Annotated in this window: 22 protein-coding genes; 10 read left to right on the forward strand and 12 right to left on the reverse strand. The window is 73.2% G+C overall.

Going from position 1 to position 26,426, the window contains the following annotated elements:
- Window positions 1-49 precede the first annotated feature (49 nt).
- Both fabI and fabG read right to left on the reverse strand, forming a co-directional pair.
- Window positions 50-817, reverse strand: a complete 768-nt coding sequence (gene fabI, locus BJ969_RS13875) for an enoyl-ACP reductase FabI (RefSeq protein WP_184479345.1) — start codon at window positions 815-817, stop codon at window positions 50-52.
- Between the two features lie 73 nt (window positions 818-890).
- Window positions 891-1,595: a 3-oxoacyl-ACP reductase FabG gene (gene fabG, locus BJ969_RS13880; RefSeq protein WP_184479346.1), complete on the reverse strand. Its 705-nt coding sequence runs from the start codon at window positions 1,593-1,595 to the stop codon at window positions 891-893.
- Window positions 1,596-1,868: 273 nt separating this feature from the next.
- Here fabG and BJ969_RS13885 point away from each other — a divergent pair, with 273 nt between their 5' ends.
- The gene (locus BJ969_RS13885) at window positions 1,869-4,757 is read left to right on the forward strand and encodes an FAD-binding and (Fe-S)-binding domain-containing protein (RefSeq protein WP_184479347.1); all 2,889 of its coding nucleotides are present in this window, start codon (window positions 1,869-1,871) and stop codon (window positions 4,755-4,757) included.
- 58 nt (window positions 4,758-4,815) lie between these two features.
- Here the strand turns inward: BJ969_RS13885 and BJ969_RS13890 are convergent, their stop codons facing one another.
- Together BJ969_RS13890 and BJ969_RS13895 are read right to left on the reverse strand one after the other, a co-directional pair.
- Window positions 4,816-5,208 (reverse strand): VOC family protein, encoded by a 393-nt coding sequence (locus BJ969_RS13890; protein WP_184479348.1) that lies wholly within the window; start codon window positions 5,206-5,208, stop codon window positions 4,816-4,818.
- Window positions 5,209-5,306: 98 nt separating this feature from the next.
- Window positions 5,307-5,939 carry a TetR/AcrR family transcriptional regulator gene (locus BJ969_RS13895; protein ID WP_184479349.1) on the reverse strand — a complete coding sequence of 211 codons (633 nt, stop codon included), beginning with the start codon at window positions 5,937-5,939 and terminating at the stop codon, window positions 5,307-5,309.
- A gap of 172 nt (window positions 5,940-6,111) precedes the next feature.
- On the opposite strand from BJ969_RS13895, the gene BJ969_RS13900 reads away from it, so the two are divergent.
- Both BJ969_RS13900 and BJ969_RS13905 read left to right on the forward strand, forming a co-directional pair.
- On the forward strand, window positions 6,112-7,509 hold the full coding sequence (locus BJ969_RS13900) for an MFS transporter (RefSeq protein WP_184479350.1): 1,398 nt from the start codon (window positions 6,112-6,114) through the stop codon (window positions 7,507-7,509).
- Complete coding sequence (locus tag BJ969_RS13905) at window positions 7,506-8,684, forward strand: FAD-dependent monooxygenase (RefSeq protein ID WP_184479351.1); 1,179 nt, start codon at window positions 7,506-7,508, stop codon at window positions 8,682-8,684. Before BJ969_RS13900 ends, BJ969_RS13905 begins: the two co-directional genes overlap by 4 nt.
- Before the next feature lie 3 nt (window positions 8,685-8,687).
- Here BJ969_RS13905 and BJ969_RS13910 read toward each other — a convergent pair whose 3' ends face one another.
- The 8 genes from BJ969_RS13910 to BJ969_RS13945 form a co-directional block, all read right to left on the reverse strand.
- Complete coding sequence (locus BJ969_RS13910; protein ID WP_184479352.1) at window positions 8,688-9,410, reverse strand: MgtC/SapB family protein; 723 nt, start codon at window positions 9,408-9,410, stop codon at window positions 8,688-8,690.
- A gap of 79 nt (window positions 9,411-9,489) precedes the next feature.
- Window positions 9,490-10,080 (reverse strand): methyltransferase domain-containing protein, encoded by a 591-nt coding sequence (locus BJ969_RS13915; protein ID WP_184479353.1) that lies wholly within the window; start codon window positions 10,078-10,080, stop codon window positions 9,490-9,492.
- Between the two features lie 30 nt (window positions 10,081-10,110).
- Window positions 10,111-11,091: a VWA domain-containing protein gene (locus BJ969_RS13920; RefSeq protein WP_221316470.1), complete on the reverse strand. Its 981-nt coding sequence runs from the start codon at window positions 11,089-11,091 to the stop codon at window positions 10,111-10,113.
- Between the two features lie 2 nt (window positions 11,092-11,093).
- On the reverse strand, window positions 11,094-12,047 hold the full coding sequence (locus BJ969_RS13925; RefSeq protein WP_343071396.1) for a DUF58 domain-containing protein: 954 nt from the start codon (window positions 12,045-12,047) through the stop codon (window positions 11,094-11,096).
- Window positions 12,048-12,098: 51 nt separating this feature from the next.
- The gene (locus tag BJ969_RS13930) at window positions 12,099-13,190 is read right to left on the reverse strand and encodes an AAA family ATPase (protein ID WP_184479355.1); all 1,092 of its coding nucleotides are present in this window, start codon (window positions 13,188-13,190) and stop codon (window positions 12,099-12,101) included.
- A 372-nt stretch (window positions 13,191-13,562) separates the two neighbouring features.
- Entirely contained in the window at window positions 13,563-14,111 is a 549-nt protein-coding gene (gene mobA, locus BJ969_RS13935) for a molybdenum cofactor guanylyltransferase (RefSeq protein WP_184485258.1), read from the reverse strand.
- 121 nt (window positions 14,112-14,232) lie between these two features.
- Entirely contained in the window at window positions 14,233-15,540 is a 1,308-nt protein-coding gene (locus BJ969_RS13940) for an NlpC/P60 family protein (protein WP_343071397.1), read from the reverse strand.
- Window positions 15,541-15,774: 234 nt separating this feature from the next.
- Window positions 15,775-16,605 (reverse strand): SIR2 family NAD-dependent protein deacylase, encoded by an 831-nt coding sequence (locus tag BJ969_RS13945; protein WP_343071398.1) that lies wholly within the window; start codon window positions 16,603-16,605, stop codon window positions 15,775-15,777.
- A 154-nt stretch (window positions 16,606-16,759) separates the two neighbouring features.
- Here BJ969_RS13945 and BJ969_RS13950 point away from each other — a divergent pair, with 154 nt between their 5' ends.
- From BJ969_RS13950 to BJ969_RS13980, 7 genes are read left to right on the forward strand one after another with little or no spacing between them, the layout of a single operon-like run.
- Window positions 16,760-18,163 (forward strand): MFS transporter, encoded by a 1,404-nt coding sequence (locus BJ969_RS13950; RefSeq protein WP_184479357.1) that lies wholly within the window; start codon window positions 16,760-16,762, stop codon window positions 18,161-18,163.
- Window positions 18,156-20,273: a molybdopterin-dependent oxidoreductase gene (locus tag BJ969_RS13955; protein ID WP_184479358.1), complete on the forward strand. Its 2,118-nt coding sequence runs from the start codon at window positions 18,156-18,158 to the stop codon at window positions 20,271-20,273. Before BJ969_RS13950 ends, BJ969_RS13955 begins: the two co-directional genes overlap by 8 nt.
- Complete coding sequence (locus BJ969_RS13960; protein ID WP_184479359.1) at window positions 20,270-21,685, forward strand: FAD-dependent oxidoreductase; 1,416 nt, start codon at window positions 20,270-20,272, stop codon at window positions 21,683-21,685. The genes BJ969_RS13955 and BJ969_RS13960 overlap by 4 nt, the downstream gene beginning before the upstream one ends.
- On the forward strand, window positions 21,682-24,207 hold the full coding sequence (nirB, locus tag BJ969_RS13965; protein ID WP_184479360.1) for a nitrite reductase large subunit NirB: 2,526 nt from the start codon (window positions 21,682-21,684) through the stop codon (window positions 24,205-24,207). Before BJ969_RS13960 ends, nirB begins: the two co-directional genes overlap by 4 nt.
- Window positions 24,204-24,530, forward strand: a complete 327-nt coding sequence (nirD, locus tag BJ969_RS13970; protein ID WP_184479361.1) for a nitrite reductase small subunit NirD — start codon at window positions 24,204-24,206, stop codon at window positions 24,528-24,530. The genes nirB and nirD overlap by 4 nt, the downstream gene beginning before the upstream one ends.
- Window positions 24,527-25,666, forward strand: coding sequence for a uroporphyrinogen-III synthase (locus BJ969_RS13975; protein WP_184479362.1), 1,140 nt, complete (start codon window positions 24,527-24,529; stop codon window positions 25,664-25,666). The genes nirD and BJ969_RS13975 overlap by 4 nt, the downstream gene beginning before the upstream one ends.
- A complete protein-coding gene (locus BJ969_RS13980) occupies window positions 25,663-26,385 on the forward strand; it encodes a sirohydrochlorin chelatase (protein WP_184479363.1) in 723 nt (240 codons plus the stop codon). The genes BJ969_RS13975 and BJ969_RS13980 overlap by 4 nt, the downstream gene beginning before the upstream one ends.
- Window positions 26,386-26,426: the final 41 nt, after the last annotated feature.

The following is a 26,426-nucleotide window of genomic DNA, read 5'->3' on the forward strand; positions in this document are numbered from 1 at the left end:
GCCGCTCACGCGGGTGGGGCGTGCGCGATCGGCGCACGCCCCACCGGTCTCACGCGCCGAGCGCGGAGAAACCGCCGTCGACCATGATCATGGAACCGGTCGTCTTGGGCAGCCAGTCCGACAGCACCCCGCAGATCGACTTCGCCACCGGCGTCGGGTCGTTGACGTCCCAGCCCAGCGGCGCACGCTCGGACCAGGTGTCCTCCAGGCCGGAGAACCCTGGGATGGACTTCGCGGCCATCGTGCGCACCGGTCCCGCCGAGACCAGGTTGACCCGGATCCCCCGCGGCCCCAGCTCACGCGCCAGGTAGCGGTTGGTCGACTCCAGCGCCGCCTTCGCCACGCCCATCCAGTCGTAGGCAGGCCACGCGACGCGGGCGTCGAAGTCCATTCCCACGATCGAGGCACCCTCCGACAGCAGCGGCAGCGTCGCGGTGCTCAGGGACTTGAACGAGTACGCCGAGATCTCCAGCGCCGTGGACACGTCCTCCCACGGCGCCTCCAGGAAATCCCCACCCAGGCAGGACGCCGGGGCGAACCCGATCGAGTGCAGAACGCCGTCGAGGCCGTCGACGTGCTCGCGCACCCGGTCCGCGAGGCTGTCGCGGTGCTCGGCGCTGGTCACGTCGAGCTCCAGCACCGGCGCGGGCTTGGGCAACCGGCCCGCGATGCGCTCCACCAGGCTCATCCGGCCGAACCCGGTCAGCACCACCTCGGCGCCCTGCTCCTGGGCCATCTTGGCCGCGTGGAACGCGATCGACGCGTCGGTGATCACGCCGGTGATCAGGATCCGCTTGCCTTCGAGCAATCCGCTCACGTACTTCCTCCGCTGTGCTTGCTGAGGCCCGCCACCGGGCGGGCCGGACGAAAACTGGATCGGCGCCGGGAGCTCAGTGGCCCATGCCGAGGCCGCCGTCGACGGGGATCACGGCGCCGGTCACGTAGGCCGCGGCGTCCGAGGCGAGCCACGCAACGGTGCCCGCGACCTCGTCGGGCTCGGCGAAGCGCGCCAGCGGGATCTGCCCGAAGATCTCCTTCTTGCGCTCGTCGCTGAGCTGGTCGGTCATGTCGGTGGTGACGAACCCGGGCGCGACCACGTTGGCGGTGATGCTGCGCGAACCGAGCTCGCGGGCGATGGACCGCGACAGACCGACCAGGCCCGCCTTGCTCGCCGCGTAGTTCGCCTGCCCGGCCCCGCCGGACAGGCCCACCACCGAGGACACGAAGATCATCCGGCCGCGCTTGAGGCGCAGCATGCTGCTCGCCGCGCGCTTGGCGACCCGGTAGGAACCCGCCAGGTTCGCGTCCAGGACGCGGCCGAACTGCTCCTCCCCCATGCGCAGCAGCAGCCCGTCGTCGGTGATCCCGGCGTTGGACACCAGCACCTCGACCCGGCCCTGCGCGGCCTCCACCTCGTCGAAGGCGGCCGAGACCTGGTCGGCGTCGGTGACGTCGCACTGCACGCCGCGCAGCCCGTCCGGGGCGCCGGATCCGCGGTGGGTGACCGCCACCTCGTCGCCCGCGGCCTGGAACGCGCGCGCGATCGCCAGCCCGATGCCGCGGTTACCTCCGGTCACCAGTACGGACCGTCCCACTGTGGATCTCCTCCCGAATGCCCTGCGTGGTGAACGCCCGCGCCTCGACGGCGCAGCCGATTCACCTGAACAGCCGCGACATTATCGGTTCACCCGCGCGTCCCTCCCATCCACTCCGCACAGAAAACGACCTCCAGAGTGGTGCCGCGCCGACAGTGGACACCGCCGTCGGGCGCCGCGAGGCCCTACGGTGCAGTCAGCGGTGATCCGAACCGCACGCACGTACCCGGACCGTCCCACCGATCGCGCCGATCCTGGCCAGGAGCACCCCCGATGACGACCGCCGCCCACCACCGGCCCACCGCGAACCTGCCCGAACCCGCCGAGATCGCCGCCGCGCTGCGCGGCGTGCTCGACGGGCGGGCGCGCTTCGACCCCGGCACCCGCGCCCTGTACTCCACCGACGCCTCCAACTACCGGCAGGTCCCGCTGGGCGTGGTGTTCCCGCGCCACGCCGACGACGTGGCCGCGACGATGGCCGTGGCCCGCGAGCACGGCGTGCCGATCACCGGGCGCGGCGCGGGCACCAGCATCGCGGGCAACGCCTGCGGTCCCGGCCTGGTGCTCGACTTCTCCCGGCACTTCAACCGGATCCTCGACGTGGACCCCGAGCGCCGACTGGCCACAGTGGAGCCGGGCGTGGTGCTCGACGCGCTGCAGGCCGCGGCGAAACCGCACGGGCTCGCGTTCGGGCCGGATCCCTCCACCCACAGCCGCTGCACCCTCGGCGGCATGATCGGCAACAACTCCTGCGGCACGCATTCGGTGGCGTGGGGCAAGACCGTGGACAACGTGCGTTCGCTGGACGTGCTGCTCTCCGACGGCACCCGGCTCACCGCGGGAGCCACGCACGAGTCCGAGCTCGACGCGCTGTGCGCCCGCGGGGACCGCACCGGGCGGCTGTACCGGAGCCTGCGGGAGCTGCGCGACTCCTCGGCGCAGCTGGTGCGCGACTCGTTCCCCGACCTCACCCGGCGGGTCTCCGGCTACAACCTCGACCAGCTGCTGCCGGAGCAGGGCTTCCACCTGGCGCGGGCGTTGACCGGCACCGAGGGCAGCTGCGCGGTGCTGCTGGGCGCCACCGTCGAGCTCGTCGACGTGCCCGCGTGCCGGGCGATGATCGTGCTCGGGTTCGACGACAGCTACGCCGCAGCGGACCAGGTGACCCGGTTGCGGGGGCTGGACGCGCTCGCGATCGAAGGGCTCAGTTCCGAACTGGTCGACGTGGTGCGCGGCCGCAACCCCGCTTCGCCCGCGCTGCGGCTGTTGCCGGGCGGTCGCAGCTGGCTGCTGGTGGAGGTCGGCGGCACCGACGTGCGCGACGCCGAGAACGCCGCCGAACGGGTCCGCCGGGCGATGGGTTCGCGCGCCGAGTCCGTCGTGCACACCGACCCGGCGCGGATGGGCGCGCTGTGGAAGATCCGCGAGGAGGGCTCCGGTTACTCGACGCGGATGGCCGACGGCTCGGAGCGCTGGTCCGGCTGGGAGGACGCGGCCGTGCCCCCCGAGCGGCTCGGCGCCTACCTGCGCGAGTTCGACGCGCTGCTGGCGCGGTTCGGCCGCAAGGGCGTCACCTACGGCCACTACGGCGACGGCTGCATCCACGTGCGCGTCGACTTCGACCTGCTCACCGGGGGCGGCGCGGCCCGCTACCGCGAGTTCATGGAGGCCGCCGCGGACCTGGTCGTCGCCCACGGCGGTTCGGTCTCCGGTGAGCACGGCGACGGGCAGGCCCGCTCGGAGCTGCTGGCCCGCATGTACCCGCCGGAGGTGATCGGCGAGTTCGAACGGTTCAAGGCCGCCTTCGACCCCGACGACCTGCTCAACCCCGGCCAGATCGTGCGCCCGCGCCCGCTCGACTCCGATCTGCGGCTGCTGGTGGCGCCGCCGCGCATCCCGACCCGCACCACGCTCGCGCTGCACGCCGACGACGGTGATCTCGCGCCGGCCAGCCGCCGCTGCGTCGGCATGGGCAAGTGCCTGAACACCACAGGTGGGGTGATGTGCCCCAGCTACCGGGCCACGAAGGAGGAGAAGCACTCCACCCGCGGCCGCGCGCACCTGCTGTTCGAGATGCTCAACGGTTCTCTCGTGCGCGGCGGCTGGCGCTCACCGGAGGTGCGCGAGGCGCTCGACCTGTGCCTGTCCTGCAAGGGCTGCAAGACCGACTGCCCCGTCGGTGTCGACATGGCGACCTACAAGGCGGAGTTCCTGCACCACCACTACCGCCACCGGGTGCGGCCGGCTTCGCACTACTCGATGGGTTTCCTGCCGCTGTGGCTGGCGCTGGCGCGGTTCGCTCCCGCGCTGGCCAACGCCGTGCTCGGCGGCCGGGCGGCGCCGCTGATCAAGCGCCTCGGCGGCATCGCCGCGGAACGGGAGATGCCGCGGATCGCGGGAAGGTCGCTGCGTTCCTGGTGGGCGCGGCGTGAACACCCCGCCACGCCCGGCGAGCAGCGGGCGCTGCTGTTCCCGGACACCTTCACCGACCACTTCGACCCGCACATCGGCCGCGACGCGGTCGTCGCGCTGGAACGCCTCGGGCACACCGTCGAACTCCCCCGCGAGCCGGTGTGCTGCGGGCTCACCTGGGCCTCGACGGGGCAGCTGGGCACCGCGCGCCGCGTCGTGCGCCGCACCGCGCGGCTGCTGCGACCGCGGATCGACGCGGGGCTGCCGGTGATCGGGCTCGAACCGAGCTGCACCGCGTTCCTGCGCAACGACGCGCTGGAGCTCGCTCCGGACGACCCGGACGTGCGGGCGTTGGCGGCGGCGACCAGGACCTTCGCCGAGCACGTGGAACCCACTCGCGAGCGCTGGCAGCGCTCCGGCGGCGGGAAGGCCCTGGTGCAGCGGCACTGCCACCAGTACGCCGAACTCGGCTTCGACGCCGACGAAGCCGCGCTGGCGGCCACCGGCACCGATGCGCGCGTGCTCGACGCGGGCTGCTGCGGGCTCGCGGGCAACTTCGGGTTCGAACGCGGCCACTACGACGTGTCGATGGCCTGCGGCGAGCAGGCGCTGCTGCCCGCGGTGCGCGCCGCCGATCCGGGCACGGCGGTCGTCGCCGACGGCTTCAGCTGCCGGCTGCAGATCCGCCAGGCCACCGAGACCGAGCCGGTGCACCTGGCCACGCTCGTGCGCCGCGCCCTCGACTCCTGACGCCGACGGGGTGCGTGTTCCCTCCGATGTGGAGGGACCACGCACCCCGTGATCACGGTCAGCCGGTCTGGTGGGCGATCTGGATCAGGTTCCCGCAGGTGTCGTCGAGCACCGCCGTGGTCACCGGCCCCATGTCCACGGGTTCCTGGGTGAAGCGCACGCCCAGCGCCCGCAGCCGCTCGTACTCCGCCGCGACGTCGTCGACGGCGAACGACGTGTACGGGATGCCGTCGGCGACCAGCGCGTCCTTGAAGGGTTTCGCCGCCGGGTGCCCGCTGGGTTCGAGGACCAGTTCGGTGCCGCCCGGGTCCTGCGGCGACACCACGGTCAGCCACCGCGCCCCGCCGCCCATCGGAATGTCGTGCTTGAGCACGAATCCCAGCACGTCGGTGTAGAACCGCAGTGCCGTGTCCTGGTCGTCGACGAGCACGCTCGTCAGGTTGATCCTCATGCCGGTGCGTCTCCCTCCGCGTCGGCGCCGCCGACGGGACGGCCCCGCGGCCATTGTCCGGCCGGCCTCCGACGGCGGCCGGATCGGCGCCGACGGCCCTACCCGGCCCGGTAGGCCCGGAGGAAGGTCCGCACGCCCTCGACGACGAGCGGCCGCACGCGGGAGTCCTCGGCGGCGTTCGCGGAGCCGAGCCGGTCCAGCGCGACGCCGAAAGTCAGCGCGATGAACTGGTCGGCCGCGAGCCGCGGGTCGGGCACGTCGAGCAGCCCCGCCGCGGCGAGAGCGGCGAACCGGTCGGCGACGGCCTCGTCCGGGGTGTCGGCCAGGGAGTTGTAGCCCTGGTGCGGCAGGTTGCCGGATTCGGCCCGCACCAGCCGCCGCAGCGTCGCGTGCTCCGCCGAGCCGAGCATGTCGGTGGAGATGCGCATCGAGAACGCGACCAGGGCGTCTTCGAGCTCGGCCGCGTCGGTGAGCCCGGTGAGGGTGTCGTCGAGGGTGCGCCGGATCGTGGTGATCAGCGAGGCGCCGACGGCGTCGACGACCGCGTGCAGCAGCGTCCGCTTGTCGCCGAAGTAGTCGTAAACGGTCCGCTTGGACACCTCCGCGCGAGCGGCGACCGCGTCGACGCTGGACCGGTCGAAACCGTCGGCGAGGAACAGTTCCCGGGCCGCCGAGAGGATCGCCGCCCGCTTGTGCGCGGACCCCTCGCGCAGTGTCTTCGTGGTCGGCATGGGCACAGCTTAACGTTACTACACTGCACGGTGTAGTGTAGTTTCGGATCAACGGGACCGACACGCGAGCACCGGTGAAGCCCGACCCCGGCGCCGCCCCGGTCACCTCCGGAACCCCACACCGCACTCCGCTCGCCGCCCGCTCGGACCGGCGACGACGGAAAGGACCTCCATGACCACGACCCTCGACCCCCCGATCCGCATCGGGAAACCGGCCGTCGCGGCCCTCGGCCTGCTGGCGATCGCCACCGGCGCCTTGGAATCGGTGGTGACACCGACGCTCCCGCTGCTGCAACGCGAACTCGCCATGAGCCCCGCCGAAGGAGCACTGCTCAGCGTCATGCTGCTGATCACCGGCGCGCTCATCACCCCGATCGCCGGCAAACTGGGCGACCGCTACGGCGGCGAACGCGTCCTGATCCGGCTCATGGCGGTGGTCTGCGCGGGCGGCCTCGTCTCCGCCGTCGCACCGAACCTGCCCGTCCTGCTGCTCGGCCAAGTGCTGCAAGGCGCGATGGTGGGCGCGTTACCCCTGTCGTTCATCCTGGTGCGCCGCCACCTCCCCGAAGGCGAGTCGAAGGTGGCCATCGGCGTGGTCAGCGGCCTGTTCGTCGGCGGCGGCATGGCCGGCACGCTGGCGGCCGGCCCCGTGGCCGAAGGGCTGTCCCGGCACTGGATGTTCGCGCTACCGACGATCGCCGTGATCGGCTCCACCCTGCTCGTGGCACGGCTGATCCCGCACGCCCCGCCAGGCAGGTCACCCGACACCGGGATCGACCTACCAGGGTTCGCCCTGCTGAGCGGCACGCTGATCACGCTCATGCTCGTGCTCGCACTGGCACCCGACATCGCCACCCGACCGCTCGTGCTCGGCGCCCTCATCACGGTCCTCGCCGCCTTCACGGCCGGCTGGGTCACCGTCGAACGACGCGCGGTGACACCGATGGTCGACCTGCGAATGCTTGCCCGGCCCGCCGTGTGGAAGTCGTGCGTGCTGACGTTCGTGATCTGCGTCGGCACGTCGGTGGCGGTCTACCTCGTCCCGCAGCTGCTCGCGGCCCCGGCCGACGCCTACGGTTTCGGGGCCGATGCCACCGAGATCGGCCTGATCCTGCTGCCCGGTGCCGTGACCGCCGCACTGGCCGGCCCGATCAGCGGACTCGGAGCACGGCGGTTCGGCTCGCGCGCCGTGGTCACCACCGGAATCGTCCTGATGGCCGCCGCCCTGATCTCCCTCGCCGTCGCGCACTCCGAGATGTGGCACCTCGTCGTCGGCAAAGCGATGATCGCGCTCGCCAACGGCCTGTGCGTGACCGCCATGGTCACCAGCACCGCCACCTCCGTCGACCACGCCGACACCGGCATCGCCACCAGCCTCGTCCTGGTCACCCGCGTGGTCGGCTTCGCCGTGGGCGCGCAGCTCAGCGGCGCGCTCCTCACCGCCGCGACCCCGCCCGGATCCGACGTCCCCGCCGAATCGGCCTTCATCACCGGCTTCATCCTGGCCGGCATCGTCACGACTACGGCACTGCTCGTCGCCCGCACCCTCCGCAGAGGAGCCCGGAAATGACCCGCACCGAACCGAAGCGCACCGTCCTGATCTCCGGCGCCGGAGTCGCCGGACTAGCCCTCGCGTGCCGGCTCGACCGCCGCGAATTCGACATCACCCTCGTCGAGAAGGCGAGCGCGCCACGCCACGGCGGCTACCCCATCGACGTGCGCGGCACCGCCCTCGAAGTCGCCCGGCGAATCGGAATCCTGCCGCGCCTGCGCGACGCGCACATCGACCTGCGCCGATTGACCTTCCTCGACGAACACGGCGACGAGATCGCCGCGCTCCACCCGCACGCCCTCACCGGCGGCGCGAACCAGGACCTGGAAATGCGGCGCGGCGACCTCACCACGGCACTGCACGCGGCGGCCCGCGACGATGTCGAGTTCCGGTTCCACGACTCCATCAACACCCTCCACCAGCACCACCACGGCGTCGACGTCACCTTCCGCGGCGGCGACTCCCGCACCTTCGACCTCGTGATCGGCGCGGACGGGCTGCACTCGCGCACCCGCGAGCTCGTGTTCGGCCCCGAACGACCGTTCCACCGCTACCTCGGCCACTGCTTCGCCGGATTCACCCTGCCCAACACCTTCGGGCTCGCCCGCGAAACCGTGCTGTGGAACTCCCCCGGCAGGGCGGCCGCCCTCTACGCCGCAGGCGACGACACCGTCCACGCCCTCCTCGACTTCACCCACCCGGGACCGCCGTCCGCCGCGTTCCGCACCCCCGAAGCCCAGCACCACCTGGTCACCACGGCCTTCGCCGACGCCGGATGGGAGATCCCCCGCCTGCTCGCCGCGATGCGCGACGCCGACGACCTGTTCTTCGACGCCGTCGGCCAGATCCGCATGCCCCGCTGGACCAGCGGCCGGGTCGCGCTGGCCGGCGACGCCGCGCACGCCCCCTCGTTCCGCACCGGACAAGGCACCAGCCTCGCGCTCGTCGGCGCCTACGTGCTAGCCGACCACCTCACCGGCCAAGACCACACCGCGGCCTACGCCGCCTACGAACGCACCACCCGCGACTTCGTGACCGCGAACCAGGACCAGCTCGGCGACGGCGCACTGTTCCCCACCACCGCGCACGCCCTGCACCAGCGCAACGCCAAGCTGCGCGAGCTCCGCGCCGCCCCCGCCCCGGCCGCACGACCCGCGCACTCGGCCCTCACCCTGCCGCCGCTCAGGACATGACCCTCAAATACCGGCCTCCGCCGAATCACCGACCGCCGCGTGCAGCACCCCCGGGAACGTGTTGATCTCCTCCACCAGATCGCCCACCGGCCGCTTGCCCTGCAGCCGCACCGCCACCACGGCGGTGCGCTGCTGCTCGTCATCTGTGTCCTCGCGCTCCACCTGCAGGTCCAGCACCTTCAACCCGCGGCTCGTGCACAACGTCAACACCTCCCGCAGCACCCCGTGCCCGTCCAGATACCCGACGCGCACCACCTGCGGCTCCCGCAACACCCCGCGCAGCAACCGCAACAACCGCGGATACCCCACCGCGACCAGGAAGTGCACCAGCGTCGTCGCCGACGCCAACAGCACCAGCCCACCCCCGCAGGCCATCCCGATCGCCGCGACCATCCACACCGTCGCCGCCGTCGTCAGACCCCGCACCACATCGCGGCGCACGAAGATCAACCCACCGCCGATGAACCCGATCCCCGACACCACCTGCGCGGCCACCCGCGACGGGTCCAGCGACACCCGGTCGAACTCCAGCATGTCGCCGAAGCCGTACTTCGACACCAGCATGAACAACGCCGCACCCACCCCGACCAAGGTGTGCGTGCGCAGACCCGCGCTCTTCGCGCGCACCTCCCGCTCCAAGCCCACCAGGCTCGACAGCAGCAACGCGCTGCCCAGCTCCACGAGCAGCGGCAGCTCACCCAGACCTGCGACCACTTCGTCCGCCATCGCACGAACGTAACCCAGCCCCGCCCGCTCCGACATCGTCGAGAACGATCAACGACGGCACCGGATCGGCCCAACGCGATCAGCGCGGCCGACGCGCCAAGTACACCAGCGCGGGCGGCAGGTTCCGCCACACCGTGCGGCTGAGCACCGTCTCCTCGAACACCGCCCGCAGATCCGCGTGCTGGCGCCGAGCCGGCGCCGCCCACCGCGTCCACGTGTACGCGAACTGCGTGAACGCGCCCTGCTCCGTCAGCGAATCCGCGATCAACCGGATCAGCGGCACCCCGTCCTGCGGCGCGTGCGCCGCCCACGGCAACCCGCTGACCACCACATCGGCCCGCACACCCCGCTCCGCCAGCAACCGCGGCAACGCGCGGGCGTCCGCGCACACCGTCTCCACCTCGGGGTACCGCGCGCTCAGCGACTCCGCCCACCGCTGGTTGAGCTCCACCGCCAGATGCCTGCCGCGGCCACCGAGCCGCCGCTGGATCGCCTCGGTGAACGCCCCCGTACCGGGACCGAGCTCCACCACCACCGGATCACCCGTCGCCGGGATCGGCGCGACCATGTCCCGCGCCAGGTACCGCGAACTCGGGCCCACCGCGGCCGTCGTCGTCGGCGACTTCACGAACTCGCGGAGGAACTCCACCGCGCCTGCCGCACTGCTCACGTCCGACTCCCGTGCTCTGCGGGGACTTGCTCAGGGCAGACGTCGCCCCAGCAGCAACGAGAGCACCGCGGCGACGATCGCGGCGAGCGTACCCAGCACCAACCACGGCCTGCTGGCGTCTGTGTGCTTGATCTCGTAGCCGATCTGCTCGCCCAGCGTGTCGTAGACCCGGCGCAGCTGCTCCGCGCTCGCCGCCTTGTGGAACTCACCGCCGGAGAGCCCCGCGATCTCCTCCATAGCCTCGTCGTCGACCTCCACCGGCTGCGACTGGCCCTCGATGTCGATCGTGCCGTAGTCGGTGCCGAACGAGATCGTCGTGATCGGGATCCCGGCCTTCTTCGCCTCGCCCGCCTTCGTATAAGCACCGCGCGGCGCGTTGAGATCACGCGGGATCGTCTGCCCGCCGTCGGCCATCAGCACGATCCGCGCGGGCGGCGCGCCACCGGGACCGCCGACCATCTTGCCGAACGAGTCGATCGCCGACATCGAGGCGTTGATGCCGTCCCCGGTCGCGGTCGCCTCCGACAGCGACAGGTTGTCGATGGCCTGCTTCACCCCGGCGCGGTCGGTCGTCGGCATCACCATCACCGTCGCCGTGCCCGCGAACGACACCAACCCCAGGTTGATGCCGGGAGTCAGCTTGTCGGCGAACTCCTTCGCCGCGACCTTCGCCGCCTCCAGGCGACTGGGCTCGACGTCCTTGGCCATCATCGACAGCGACACGTCCACGGTGAGCATCACCGTGGCCCGGTTGCGCGGAATCCGCTGCTCCGCCGTCGGACCGGACAACGCCACCGTCAGCAGGATCATCGCGACCGCCAGCAACGCGGCGGGCACGTGCTTCGGCCAGCCCTGGCGCTTCGGCGCCACCCGGTCCAGCACCGCGAGGTTGCTGAACCGCAACGTCTCCTTGCGCGCCCGCTTCTGCGCCCACACGTAGCCGGCGACCAGCGCCGCGACCACCAGCAGCAGCAAGAACCACCACGGCGTGGTGAAACCCGACAAACTCAACATCACGCCGTTCCCCCGGACCATCCCCGTTTGCGGGCCACCACGAACCGCACCACGTCGGCGATCCAGTCCGAATCCGTTCGCAGCACCAAGTGCGCGCACCCGGCGCGCCGCAGCGCCGCCGAGACCTCCTCGCGGTGCGCGGCAGCCGCCGCCGCGAACTCCTTGCGCAGCACCGGTGTCGTGCGCACTTCCCGTTGTTCACCCGTCTCCGGATCGGAGAGCACCACCGTGCCCACGTCCGGCAACTCCAGATCCCGCGGATCCAGCACCTCGACCGCCAGCAGCGAATGCCGGGCGCCGAGACCGCGCAGCGCGCGCTGCCAATCCAAGTCGCCGAGGAAGTCGGAGACCACCACCGCCAGGCCCCGCCGGCGCGGCGGCCTGCGCAGCGACTCCAGCAACCGCGGCAGATCACCCCGCGTGCCCTCCGCGGCCCGCGGGATCTCCGCGACCTTGCGCAACAACCCGCGCGAATGCCCCAGCCCGCCCCGCGCGGGCAACCGCACCGGGCCCGTGCCGTTGTCCACGACGGCCCCGATCCGATTGCCACCACCGCTGGTCAAGTGCGTCACCGCCGCCAGCGCGGCCACCGCCAGCTCCCGCTTGTCGCAGGCCGCGGAACCGAAGTCCAGGCTGGGCGAGAGGTCGAGCGCCACCCACGTCTCCAGCTCCCGGTCCGCCACCGTCTGGCGGATGTGCGGCTCCGACATGCGCGCGGTCACCGCCCAGTCCATCCGCCGCACGTCATCGCCGGGCTGGTAGACCCGCGCCTCCCCCGGCTCGGTGCCGGGACCGGGCACCAGGCCCAGGTGGTTGCCCTGCAGCAGCCCGTCGAGCCTGCCGCGCACCGTCAGCTCCAAGGAGCGCAGTGCGGCCTGCAGCCGCGGCCCCTCCAGCTCCGGCGGGGCCCAGGACGGGCGGTCCGCGCCGTCGTGGCCGGAACTCTCCGACACGGCTGATCGCTCCTCGTGGGTCGGGTCGGGCATCATCGCCGCGCGCACTGATCAGTACTGCTGCGCCGGGCCGACCGGAGCCTGCCCGTACCCGCCGGGCTGCGCCTGCGGCTGGGCCGCCTGCGGACGCGCCGAGACCTGCGGCAGCGGCACCGTCTGCAGCACCCGGTTGACGATGTGGTCCACCGGGATGCCGTCGGCGAGCGCGTCGTAGGACAGCACCAGGCGGTGGCGCAGCACGTCCGGCACCACGTCCACGACGTCCTGCGGCAGCACGTAGTCCCGGCCGCGCACCAGCGCGAGCGCCCGCGAGGCCGCCACGACTCCCAGGCTCGCCCGCGGCGAAGCGCCGTAGGACACCCAGCCCGCGATGTCGGACAGCCCGTGGTCGTTCGGCGTCCGCGTGGCCAGCACCAGCCGCACCACGTAGTCCACGAGCGCGTGGTGCACGAACACCTGCGAGGCGACCCCCTGCAGCCGGGTCAGCTCGTCCGCGTTGAGCACCGGCGTCGGCTCCGGACTGGCCACGCCCATCCGGTAGACGATCTCCCGCTCCTCCTCAGCCGAGGGGTACTCGACCTGGAGCTTGAACAGGAAGCGGTCCCGCTGCGCTTCCGGCAGCGGGTACACGCCTTCGTTCTCGATGGGGTTCTGGGTGGCCAGCACCAGGAACGGGTTCGGCATCGGGAAGCTCTCGCCGCCGATGGAGACGTGGCGCTCGGCCATGACCTCCAGCAGCGCCGACTGCACCTTCGCGGGCGCGCGGTTGATCTCGTCGGCGAGCACGAAGTTCGCCAGCACCGGACCGAGCTCCACGTCGAAGCGCTCGCTGCCCTGCCGGTAGATGCGGGTGCCGAGGATGTCGGCGGGCACCAGGTCGGGGGTGAACTGCAACCGGGAGAACGAGCCGCCGACGACCTTCGCGAAGGTCTCCACCGCGAGCGTCTTGGCCACGCCGGGGACGCCTTCGAGCAGCACGTGGCCCTTCGCCAGCAGGCCGACCAGGACTCGTTCGACGAGCCGGTCCTGCCCGACGATGACCCGCTTGACCTCGAACACGGTGCGTTCGAGCAACTGCGCGTCCCGAGCCGGTGTGCTCACCTGCTCCGCGGGCGTCGCCCCGCCCTCGCCGGCCTCGGTCACTTCGGCACCTCTCGTTCGGCTTCCCTGGTCGCGTCGACGTCCGTCGCGCGCCGCCCCGCGTGTTCGATCACGCGCCGGTTCCCGCCTCAGCCGGACCCCGGCCGACGTGGGCACTCGCGCGTCGAGCGCGGTCCGCAGGCGATCTTGGCACGGCTGCGCCTCGGCTGCGCGAGGGGGCACCCGGCCAGGTTCGAAGTCAACCGCACCGGCGGTATGACCCTTGTGAAGCACTCCTGGTGTCGAAGCGGGTTTTGGGGACGCCTACTCGCGCGGACCCGACCCCGGGAGGGTTAATTTCAGTCGACACTGAAGTTTTCAAGCGTACGAACCAATGAGGGCGCGCGGCTTCCGCCGGTGATCGAAATCGGGGGTTCAGTTCAGGCGGTGCAGGTCCTGCGGGGTGTCGACGTCGGCGGCCTCCGCCCCCACCGCGGGGATCCGCACCGGCGCCAGCGACTCGAACAGCGCGCGCACCGGCCGATCCCGCACGTCGGCGGGCATCGCCGCGCGCAGCGCCTCCACCCGCCAGACGCCGAGCAGCCACTGCGGCATCCCGTCCTGGTCGACCAGCACCGCACCGGCCCCCTCGACCGCGGCGTGCAACCGCGCGACGGTCTCCGGGACGAGCCCGGGATGGTCGGCCGCGAGCACCGCCACCGAGCCGTGGTCGAACGGAACCTCCCCCAGCCCCGCGCGCAGCCCGGCGAGCGGACCGGAACCGGGCGGATCCTCCCGCGCCCACCGGACCGGGACCGACACCGCGCGCTCCGGGCCCACGACGACGAGGGGGTCGGCGCCGCGCACCGCGGCGAGCGTGTGGTCCAGCAACGTGCGGCCGCCGGTGGACAGCGCGAGCTTGTCCACTCCCCCGAGCCGCCGCGCACGGCCGCCCGCCAGCACCACCGCGGCGAAGTCCTCCATCACCCGCCGATGCCTACCGCATCTCCGGCGAGCCGGTGCCAGCGGCCCGCCCCGCCGAACGAACGACGGCCGTGCCGGGTGGACGAACCACCGGCACGGCCGCCTTCCGCGCGAACCCCGCTCAGAGCACCCGGACCGCGTAGGGCGCGATGCCCGAGTAGCGGACGGGAGCCACCCGCACCTGCGAACCCGAGTACGGCGCCTCCACCATCTGCCCGCCCCCCAGGTAGAGGGCCACGTGGTGCACGCGCCCGCCCGAGCGCCAGAAGAGCATGTCGCCGCGCTGCATGGACGACAGCGGGACCTGCGTGCCCGATTGGTACTGGTAGCCGCTGTAGTGGTCGAGCTCCACACCCGCCGCGGCGAACGCGTAGATCATGAGGCCCGAGCAGTCGAAGCCGATCTTGCGGTAGTCGCCGTGGGAGTCGGCCACTCCCCCGTCGCGGATGCCGCGCGTCGGGCCGTCGGCGTCGCCGCCGCCCCAGGCATAGGGCATGCCCAGCTGGGACAGCGCCCGCTGGATCACGGCCTCGGTAGATCCCGTGACCGGGCCGGGGTCGTCGTCCGGCACCACGCTGCCCTGGCCGACCGATTCCGAGGCGGCCGCCTGGTCCTGCGCGGCTTGCGCGGCCTGGCTGGCTTCGAGCCACTCCTCGTACCGGTCGCGCTGGGACTCCAGGCCCTGCACGGCGGCGCGCGCGTCGCTGAGCTCGGCCTGCACCCCGTCCCGCTCGGCCTCGATGCCCGCGGCCCGACCGGCCTGCGCGGCCCTCGCGGCGACCGCGGCGTTCTCGGCGGCTTCGGCGCGCTCCTGGGCCGCTGCCGCCGCGGCGCGCGACTCCGCGGCGTCGCGCAACGCCTTGCGGGCCAGCGAGTCCTTGTTGACCCGGTCGATGTGCGCGCGTTCCAGGTCGTCGAGCACGTCGAGCTGGCTGCGCCCGACCGTGTCGAGCAGTTCGGCGCGGTCGAGCAGGTCGTCCGGGCCGCTCGCTCCGACGTAGGCGGTGAGCGAACCGAGCTTGCTGCCCTGGCGGTAGCTGCCCGCGGCGAACTCGTCGAGCCGGGCGCGCTGGCGCTCGACCTCGTTCGCGGCGGCCCCCGCTTGGCCGTTCGCCCCGGCGGCGAGCTGCTCGGCCCGGGAGCGGGCACGTTCGGCGCGGGCGAGATCGACGCGCGCCTTGTTGGCGTCCTCCATGGCGAGTTCCACCTGCGCGCCCAGCTCGGTGAGCCGGGTCTCGGACTCGGCCAGGCGCTGGGTCAGCTCTCCGACGCGGTCCGCCCGGTCGCCGACCCGGTCGCGCTGTGTTTGGATCTCGCCGTCGCCAGGTCGCGCCGGCGGTTCCGGCGCGCTGCCGGCGGCCACCGGGAGCGCGAGGGCGATCGCGGAGGCGAGCACCAGGCCGCCGGTGAGTCGTCGAGGTCGCCGCACGACCGCCACCTCCAGCCACCGAACTAGGCCGTTCGGCCTTGCAGGTATTGCGCCATTCAGCGCATAGGACGGGCACAACTGTGCACCCGCGCCACACGGCTCGCAATTCGTCGCACGAACCACACGCGTCACAGATCGTGCATCGCGACAGGAAACGGCTATTCCGGGCACGCTGGATCGATCAACCCGATGATCGGCCGGACCGCGGGTCGACGTGGTGGGTGTGCGGGAGGCTCAGCTCCAGGTGCTCGGGTCACCCCAGGTGCGCAGGGGTTCCGCGGAATCCGACACGGGGACCGCGGCGAGTTCCGGCAGGATCTCCACCAGGGGATCGCGCAGCACCGCGGCGGCGAGCTCGTCGTACGGAGTGGGTTCGGCGTTGCAGATGACCAGCCGCGCTCCCGCGCGCACCGCGAGCTCCGCCAGGCCCGCCGCGGGATGCACCGTCAGCGAGGTCCCGGCGGCCAGGAACAGGTCGCAGTCCAGCGCGGCCCGCTGCGACGCGCGGATCACGTCGGGGTCGAGGGACTGGCCGAACGAGACGGTGCTGGACTTGAGGATGCCGCCGCAGGACCGGCACGGCGGATCGTCCTCGCCGTCGGCGACGCGGGCCAGCGCCGCCCGCATCGAACCGGTGGCGCCGCAGTCCAGGCAGACCACGCCGAACACCGATCCGTGCAGTTCCAGCACCAGGCCGGCGCCGACCCCGCCGCGCTGGTGCAGCCCGTCGATGTTCTGCGTCAGCAACGAGGTCAACCTGCCCTGCTCGGCGAGGTCGGCGAACGCGCGGTGCGCCGCGTTCGGCTCCGCCGCCCAGGCCGGGTGCTCCGCGCGGGCCTGCCACGCCAGCCTGCGCACCTCCGGGTCGGCGACGTAGGAGTCGATGTCGCTGAGCCGCTGCGCCCGCGGATCGCGCGTCCACACGCCGTCCGGGCCGCGGAAGTCCGGGATGCCGGAGGCGGTCGAGACCCCGGCCCCGGTCAGCGCCGTGATCCGCCGGGCGGTGGCGAACAACTCGCGGGCGTGGGCGTGCGCGGAGGCGGGATCACTACCGGGTGCTGTCACCCCACCACGGTGCCACGTGGCCCAGATCACCGGGAATCCGGGCGTCGCCGCAGCTCACAAGGGCGGCGACGGCTCGTGTGAAGGCACCTTTGCACGGCGGTAACGCGCACGGACGAGCGGTGAAACACCCGGCTCCTAGCTTCGGCCCAGCACGATGAGAGGAGCCGAGGTGACCGCCACCCCGCACACCAGACCAGGCCGCTGGATCGACGGCTGGAACCCGGAGGACGAGGGCTTCTGGGAACGCACCGGCGAACGCGTCGCACGCCGCAACCTGTGGCTGTCGATCCTGTCCGAGCACATCGGGTTCTCGGTGTGGAGCATCTGGTCGGTCATGGTGCTGTTCATGTCGCCGGCCATCGGCCTGGACTTCGACGCGGCCGACAAGTTCCTGCTCACCACCGTCCCGACGCTGGTCGGGGCGCTGCTGCGACTGCCCTACAGCTACGCGGTGACCCGGTTCGGCGGCCGGAACTGGACGATCTTCTCGACGTCGGTACTGCTGATCCCGACCGGGCTGACCTGCTACTTCATCCAGCAGCCGGGCACTCCGCTGGGCGTGTTCCTGGTGCTGGGCGCGTTGACCGGGCTGGGCGGCGGCAACTTCGCCTCCTCGATGACCAACATCACGAGCTTCTTCCCGCAGCGCAGGCAGGGCTGGGCGCTGGGGCTCAACGCGGGCGGCGGCAACATCGGTGTCGCGGTCGTGCAGGTCGTCGGATTGCTGGTGATCGCCACGGTCGGCGGGACCCAACCCGCCCTGGTCGCCGGGGCGTACCTGCCGCTGATCGTGGTGGCGACGCTGCTGGCGGCACTGCGGATGGACAACATCGACGCCGTGGTCACCGCTCCCGGCGCGCAGCTGGAAGTGGCGCGCAGCAGGCACGCGTGGTGGATCTCGCTGCTCTACATCGGCACGTTCGGTTCGTTCATCGGCTACGGGTTCGCGTTCGGGCTGGTGCTGCAGCACGAGTTCGACTTCACCCCGCTGCAGGCGGCGAGCTGCACGTTCATCGGGCCGCTGCTGGGGTCGCTGGCCCGCCCGATCGGCGGCCGGATGGCGGACCGCTGGGGCGGTGCGCGGGTGACGTTCTGGAACTTCCTCGGCATGGCCGCGGGCACGGGGCTGCTGCTGGCGGCTTCGGCGATGAACTCGTTCCCGCTGTACCTGGCGGCGTTCATCGCCCTGTTCGTGCTGACCGGCGTCGGCAACGGCTCGGTGTACAAGATGATCCCGGCGATCTTCGCGAAGCAGGCGGAGCGCGAGATCACCAGTGGGCGGGACGCGGTGAGCGCGTTCGCGCAGGCCCGCAGGCTCTCCGGGGCGCTGATGGGCGTGGCCGGGGCGATCGGCGCGCTGGGCGGGGTGTTCATCAACCTCGCGTTCCGGGCATCGTTCGGCGGCGCGGCCGCCAGCGGTGACGCGGCGCTGGCGACGTTCCTCGCCTGCTACCTGGTGTGCGTGGTCGTGACCTGGGCGGTGTACCTGCGCCGGGAGCCCGCGGAGCCCGTCGCCGCGCCGCGGCCCGCGGTGGCGGAAGGGGTGCCCGGTGCCTGAGCCGCGCACCGTCGCCACCCACTGCCCCTACTGCGCGCTGCAGTGCGGCACCCGGCTGACCAGGGAACGCGCGGGCGTGGTGGTGGCGCCGACGGACTTCCCGGTGAACCGGGGCGGGCTGTGCCAGAAGGGCTGGACGGCGCCATCGGTCCTGGACACCTCCGACCGGCTGCTGACTCCGCTGGTGCGCCGCGACGGGGAGCTGGTGGCCGTGGACTGGGACACCGCGCTGCGCACCGTCGCCGACGGGGTCCGCCGCATCCAGGACCGGCACGGCCCGGACGCGGTGGGCGTGTTCGGCGGCGGTGGCCTGACCAACGAGAAGGCCTACCTGCTGGGCAAGTTCGCGCGGGTCGCGCTCGGCACGAGCCAGATCGACTACAACGGCCGGTTCTGCATGTCCTCGGCCGCGGCGGCCGCGACCGCGGCCTTCGGGCTGGATCGGGGCCTGCCGTTCCCGGTGACCGACCTCGGCACGGCCGACGTGGTGCTGCTGGCGGGCGCGAACGTGGCGGAGACGATGCCGCCGCTGATGCAGCACCTCGCCCGGCCGGACCTGATCGTGATCGATCCTCGGCGCAGCGCCACCGCCGAGCGCGCGGCGCTGCACCTGCAACCGGCGCCGGGCACGGACCTGGCGCTGGTGCTGGGCCTGCTGCACATCGCGGTGGTCGACGGGTGGGCCGACACCGATTACCTCCGGGACCGCACCGCCGGGTTCGACGCGGCCTGGCAGCGGGCGATGAGCTGGTGGCCGGAGCGGGTGGAGCGGATCACCGGTGTGCCCGCGGGGTCGCAGCGGGCGGCGGTGCGGATGCTCGCGCGGGCCGAGCGGGCGTACGTGCTCACGGGACGCGGCGCCGAGCAGCACTCGACGGGCGTGGACACGGTCGCGGGGTTCATCAACCTCGCGCTGGCGCTGGGACTGCCCGGTCGCGACGGCGGCGGCTACGGCTGCCTGACCGGTCAGGGCAACGGCCAGGGCGGTCGCGAGCACGGGCAGAAGGCCGATCAGCTGCCGGGCTACCGGTCCATCACCGACGACGCGGCGCGGGAGCACGTCGCGCAGGTGTGGGGCGTCGCGCCGGAGAGCCTGCCCGGTCCGGGTCGCAGCGCCTACGAACTGCTGGACGCGCTGGGCACCCCCGGCGGTCCGCGCGGGCTGCTGGTGTTCGGTTCGAACCCGGTGGTCTCGGCTCCGCACGCCGGGCACGTCGGCGAGCGACTGGCCGCGCTGGACCTGCTGGTGGTGGCGGACTTCGTGCCCTCGGAGACCGCGCGGGCGGCGGACGTGGTGCTGCCGGTGACGCAGTGGGCCGAGGAGGACGGCACCATGACCAACCTCGAAGGGCGCGTGCTGCGCCGCCGCCGGTTGCGCATTCCGCCCGGACACGCGCGCAGCGACCTGGAGGTGCTGCACGGCTTGGCGCGGCGCCTCGGCGAACCCGGTCACCGCTACCCCACCTCACCCCGCGAGGTCTTCGAGGAGTTGCGGCGCGCTTCGGCGGGCGGCAAAGCCGACTACTCGGGCATCGGCTACGACCGCCTCGACGCCGGGGAGGCGCTGCACTGGCCGTGCCCCGCCGTGGACGGCGACGACCACCCGGGCACGCCGCGGCTGTTCCTGGACGGTTTCGCCCACCCCGACGGCCGCGCCCGGTTCGCGGCGGTCGAGCACCGCGAACCGGCCGAGTCGGTGAGCGCGGAGTTCCCGCTGCACGCCACGACCGGCCGGGTGCTGGCCCACTACCAGTCGGGCGCGCAGACCCGCCGGGTGCGCGAACTGGCCGAGGCCGAACCCGAGGCGTTCGTCGAGGTGCACCCGGACACCGCGCACCGCGCGGGTCTCACCGACGGTGCACCGGCCCTGGTGAGCTCGGCGCGCGGCGGCACCGTGGCGCGGGTGCGGCTGGTGCCGTCGATGCGCACCGACACCGTGTTCCTGCCGTTCCACTTCCCCGGCGACGGCAGCGCGAACCTGATCACCAGCCCGGCCCTCGATCCGCGCAGCCGGATGCCGGAGTTCAAGGTGGCCGCCGCTCGCATCGAGCCGCTCCCGGCGGACCCCGCGGGTCTCGTCGCGGGCGGCGTCGCGGAGGTGTCCGCATGAGCCACGTGCTGATCATCGGCAACGGACCGGCGGCGCACCGGCTCGTGGAACGGCTCCGGGTGCACGGCCACGATGGGCCGATCACCGTGCTGGGCGGCGAGGACCGCCCCGCCTACAACCGGGTGCTGCTGGCCTCGGTGCTCGACGGCACGCTGTCCGCGGCGGCCGTGACGCTGCCCGAGTCGCGGGCCGAAGTCCGGCTGGGCGTCACGGCCACGGCCGTCGACCGCGCCCGGCGGCTGGTGCGCACCGACGGCGGTGTGGTGCACCGCTACGACGAGCTCGTGCTCGCCACCGGCGCGCGGGCCACCGCGCCCGGCGTTCCCGGCGTGCTCGACGCCGACGGCGCGCTGTCCCCGGGGGTCACGCCGCTGCGCACGCTCGACGACTGCGCCCGCATCCCGGACGGCGCGCGGGACGCGGTGGTGCTCGGGGGCGGGGTGCTCGGCGTGGAGTCGGCGCGCGCGCTGCACGCCCGCGGCCTGGACGTGGCGCTCGTGCATCCGCAGGCGCACCCGATGGACCGGCAGCTCGACGCCGCCGGCGGCGCGCTGCTGGGCGAGCACCTGCGCGGCACGGGGCTGCGCACCAGGTTCGGGCGGCGCGCCGCGCGGTACCGGCCGGGCAAGCTCGTCCTCGACGACGGGGAGGCGCTCGCCGCGGACGTGCTCGTGCTGTGCACCGGGGTGACCCCGGAGGCGGGGCTCGCAGCCGACGCGGGACTCGCGGTCGGGCGGGGCGTCCTCGTCGACGACCACCTCACCACCTCCGACCCGCACGTCCACGCGATCGGCGATTGCGCCGAGCACGACGGGCGGGTTCCGGGGCTGATCGCTCCCGCGTGGGAGCAGGCGGAGGTGCTGGCCCGGCGGCTCACCGGCGGCACCGCGCACTACCGGGGCGTCGGCACGGTCACCCGGCTCAAGGCGCGCGGCATCGAGCTGTCCGCGATGGGATCGGCTGCCTTGCTCGACGGCGCCGAACCCGGCGTGGAGCTGGTGGTGGTGTCGGACCCGGCGCGCGGGCGGTACGCGAAGCTCGCGGTCCGCGACGAGCGGGTCGGCGGTGCCGTGCTGATCGGCTTTCCGCAGGCCACCGCGACCATCGCCCAGCTGCACGATCGGAACCTGCCGCTGCCCGCGGACCGGCTCGGGCTGCTGCTCGGGCGCTCCCCCGCGGCCGCCACCGCACCCGCGGACCTGCCGGACGACGCCGTCGTCTGCCGCTGCAACAACGTCACCAAGAAGTCCCTGGTGCGCGCCTGGCACCGCGGTGCCCGCGACCTCGGCGGGCTGGCGCGGGCGACCCGCGCCACCACCGGCTGCGGCGGCTGCGCCGACGAGGTGCGCGGCCTGTGCGGCGCGTTGACCACCGGGGACGGCACCAACACCGAACAGGAGGGCGCCGCATGACCCGCACCCTTGTGGTGATCGGCCACGGCATGGTCGGCCACCGCCTCGTCGAGCAGCTGCGCGCCCGCGACGACGCGGGCACCTGGCGGGTGGAGATCCTCGCCGAGGAGTCCCGCGCCGCCTACGACCGGGTCGCCCTGTCGTCCTACTTGGACGGCAAGAGCGCCGAGGACCTCGGGCTGGCGGGCTCGGACTTCCTGGCCGATCCGCTGGTGCGGCTGCGGCTGGGCTGCGGCGCCGCGCGCATCGACCGCGCCGCGCGGACCGTGCTCACCACCGACGGCACCGAGCTGGGTTACGACGCGCTGGTGCTGGCGACGGGCTCCCGGCCGTTCGTGCCGCCGGTGCCCGGTCACGACCTCGACGGCTGCCACGTCTACCGCACGCTCGACGACCTCGACGGCATCCGCGACGCGGCCGTCGACGGTGCCGCCGGCGTGGTGATCGGCGGCGGGCTGCTCGGGTTGGAGGCGGCGAACGCCTTGCGGCTGCTGGGAATGCGCCCGCACGTGGTGGAGATGGCGCCGCGGCTGATGCCGTTGCAGGTCGACGACGGCGGCGGTCAGGTGCTGGCCGGGCTGGTCGGTGATCTCGGGCTCGCGCTGCACTGCGAGACGGCTACGAACTCGATCATCGCCGGGCCGGACGGGCGGGTCGCCGGGGTGGAGCTCGGCGACGGCAGCACCGTCGAGGCGGAGCTGGTGGTGTTCTCCGCCGGGGTCCGTCCGCGCGACGAGCTCGCCGAACCGGCCGGGCTGGCACGCGCCGAGCGCGGTGGCGTGCTCGTCGACGACCGGTGCCGCACCTCCGACGAGCACATCTGGGCGGTCGGCGAGTGCGCCGCGGTCGACGGCCGCTGCTACGGGCTGGTCGCGCCCGGCTACGCGATGGCCGAGGTCGTGGTGCGGCAACTGCTGGACCTCGACGGTGCCGCCTTCCCGGAGCCCGACATGTCGACCAAGCTGAAGCTGCTCGGGGTCGACGTGGCCAGCTTCGGCGACGCGCACGGCACCGCCGACGGCGCGCTGGACGTCGTTCACGCCAACAACGCGGCGGGCACCTACGCGAAGCTGGTGCTCAGCGACGACGCGCGGGTGCTGCTCGGTGGCGTGCTCGTCGGCGACGCGAGCGCGTACGCGACGCTGCGACCGCTGGTCGGGCGGGAACTGCCCGCGCCGCCCGAGCGGCTGCTGCTGCCCGCCGGGGCCGGGCCGGACGCGGGCGCGCTGCCCGCCGACGCCGTCGTGTGCTCCTGCAACAACGTGTCCAAAGCGGACATCACCGGTGCGATCACCGGTGCCGCGCTGTCCGACGTGGCCGGGGTCAAGGCCTGCACCCGGGCCGGGACCAGCTGCGGGTCCTGCGTGCCGATGCTCAAGACGCTGCTCGGCGAGTGCGGCGTCGCCCCTTCCCGTGCACTGTGCGAGCACTTCGAGCAGTCCCGGTCGGAGCTGTTCGAGATCATCCGGGTGACGGGGATCGGCACCTTCTCCGAGCTGATCGGGAAGCACGGGCGGGGACTGGGCTGCGACCTCTGCAAACCCGCCGTCGCCTCGATCCTCGCCAGCCTCGGGCGCGGCCACATCCTCGACGGGGAGCAGGCCGGGCTGCAGGACACCAACGACCGGTTCCTGGCCAACATGCAGCGCAACGGGACGTACTCGGTGGTGCCGCGAGTGCCGGGCGGGGAGATCACCCCGGACAAGCTCATCGTGCTCGGTGAGGTCGCCCGCGACTTCGAGCTCTACACGAAGATCACCGGCGGGCAGCGCATCGACCTGTTCGGCGCCCGCGTGGAGCAGCTGCCGCTGATCTGGCGGCGGCTGGTCGACGCCGGGTTCGAATCCGGGCACGCCTACGGCAAAGCGCTGCGCACCGTGAAGTCCTGCGTGGGCACCGACTGGTGCCGCTACGGCGTGCAGGACTCCGTGGCGATGGCCATCCGGCTCGAACTGCGCTACCGGGGCCTGCGGGCACCGCACAAGCTCAAGTCCGGAGTGTCGGGGTGCGCGCGGGAGTGCGCCGAGGCGCGTTCCAAGGACTTCGGCGTCATCGCCACCGACCGCGGCTGGAACCTCTACGTCGGCGGCAACGGTGGCTTCACCCCGCGCCACGCCGAGCTGCTCGCGGCCGACCTCGACGACGAGCAGCTCATCCGGCTCGTCGACCGGTTCCTGATGTTCTACGTGCGCACCGCCGACCGGTTGCAGCGCACCGCGGCGTGGATCGAATCCCTCGACGGCGGGCTGGAGCACGTGCGCGAAGTCGTCGTCGACGACTCCCTGGGCATCGCCGCCGAACTGGAGGCCGCGATGCGCGAGCACGTCGCCGGTTACGCCGACGAGTGGGCCGGTGTGCTGGCCGATCCGGTGAAGCTGTCCCGCTTCGTGTCCTTCGTCAACGCGCCCGACGCGCCCGATCCGACGATCAGCTTCGTCGCCGAACGGGGCCAGCCCCGGCCCGGCCCCGTCGTGCTGCCGATGCCGTCGATCCGGCCCGACTCCGAGGAGGTACTCGCATGACCACCTGGCACCCGATCTGCCCTTGGGAGGCGCTGGCACCCGCTTGCGGCGTGCCCGCGCTGCTGGCGGCCGAGCCCGTCGCGCTGTTCCGCACCCACGACGACGAGCTCTACGCCGTCGGCAACGTCGACCCGTTCTGCGGGGCGGGCGTGATGAGCCGCGGCATCGTCGGCGACCGCGCCGGGGAACCGACCGTGGCCTCGCCGATGCTCAAGCAGGTCTTCTCGCTGCGCACCGGCGAGTGCCTGGACGACCCGGCCGCCCGGCTGCCGACGTTCCCGGTGCGGCGCCACGACGAGATGGTGGAGATCGCCGTTCCGTGACGACGCACCCGTCCCTTCCCGCGCGGGACGCCCCGCTGGCCGGATTCACCGTCGGCGTCACCGCCGCCCGCCGCGCCGACGAGCTGAGCTCGCTGCTGGAACGACGCGGCGCCCGGGTGCTGCGCGGACCGGCGCTGCGCATCGTCGCGGTCGCCGACGACGCGCGGCTGCACGCCGCGACCGAGCAGTGCATCGCCGATCCGCCGTCGGTGGTGGTCGCGACCACCGGCATCGGCTTCCGCGGCTGGGTGGAGGCCGCCGACGGCTGGGGTCTCGGCGGAGCGCTGCTCCACGCGCTGAGCTCCGCCCGGCTGCTGGCGCGCGGCCCCAAAGCACGCGGCGCGGTGCGGGCGGCCGGGCTCGCCGACGCGTGGTCGCCGGACTCGGAGTCCTCCGCTGAACTGCTCGAACACTTGCTCACCGCGCCGCTGGAGGGAGTCCGGGTCGCGGTGCAGCTGCACGGGCAGCCGCTGCCGGACTTCGTGGCGGCGTTGCGCCGCGCGGGCGCGGAGGTCATCGAGATCCCGGTGTACCGGTGGGTTCCGCCCGCCGACGTCGGGCCGTTGGCGCACCTGGTCGACGCGGTGTGCGCCCACGAGATCGATGCCGTCACGTTCACCAGCGCCCCGGCCGCCGCCGGGCTGCTCGACCACGCCACCGAACGGGGCCGCCGCGACGACCTGATCGCCGCGCTGCGCGGCCCCGTGCTGTCGGCCTGCGTCGGGCCGGTGACCCGGGCACCGCTGGCCGAACTCGGGATACCTGCGGTGCTGCCGCAGCGGTTCCGGCTCGGCGCGCTGGTGCGGGCGCTGTGCGAGACGTTGCCCGCCCGCTACCCGGCGCTGCCCATCGCCGGGCGCACCCTGCAGCTGCGCGGGCACGCCGCCGCCGTGGACGGCGAGCTGCGACCGCTGTCGCCGAACGCGAAATCCCTGCTGCGGCTGCTGCTGGCCCGGCCGGGCCGAGTCGTGCCCCGCGCGGCACTCGCCGATGCCCTCACCTGCGGGCGGGCGGTGGACGAGCACGCCGTGGAACAGGCCGTCGCCCGGCTGCGCTCCGCGCTCGGCGCACCCGAGCTGGTGCAGACGGTGATCAAGCGCGGCTACCGGCTGCCGCTGGAACCGGTGCCGGAATGACCGCGCCGCTGCTGCTGGTCGCGCACGGCACCCGCGATCCCGCGGGCCCGCGCGTGCTCGACCGGATCGCCGCCGCCGTCGCCGACCGGGCCGCCGTCGCGGTGCGCGTCGCCTACGTCGACGTCATCGGCCCCACCGTCGCCGACGCGCTGCGCGGGCTCGGCGGTCCGGTGGTCGCGGTGCCCGCTTTCCTGGCCGCCGGGTACCACGTGCGCACCGACCTGCCCACGCAGCTCGCCGCCGCCGGGCGCACCGGCGACGTCACGACCACCGCGCCGATCGGTCCCGCGCCGGAACTCGCGGCGGCCATGCTGGACCGGCTCGCCGCGGCCGGGTGGCATCCGGGGGCAGAGGTGGTGTTCGCGGCGGCCGGATCGTCGGATCCGCGCGCGCTGGCGGACGTGCGCGCCGCGGCCAGCCTGCTGGGGCGGCGGTGCGGGAGAGCGCTGCGGCCGAGCTACGTCAGCACCGCGACGCCGCTGACCGAACGGGTGTGCGCGGCCCCGCCGACGGCGGATCGGATCATCGCGCCGTACCTGCTGGCTCCGGGCCTGTTCCACCGGAAGCTGTCCGGGCTCCCCGTCGAGGCCGTCGCCGAACCGATCGGAGCGCACCCGCGGGTCGTCGACCTGGTCGTGCGCCGCTACCGCGAGGCCCTCGCGGACTCGTCCACCGCGTGGATTTCCGCTGCTGCGGCAAGGAAATCTCACTCCAGGTGAATGCCGATCAGCGGTCCTGACTCGTTCGTGGGTTCTTCGGT

It is taken from the genome of Saccharopolyspora gloriosae (genome assembly GCF_014203325.1).
GTDB classification, from domain to species: Bacteria; Actinomycetota; Actinomycetes; order Mycobacteriales; family Pseudonocardiaceae; genus Saccharopolyspora_C; species Saccharopolyspora_C gloriosae.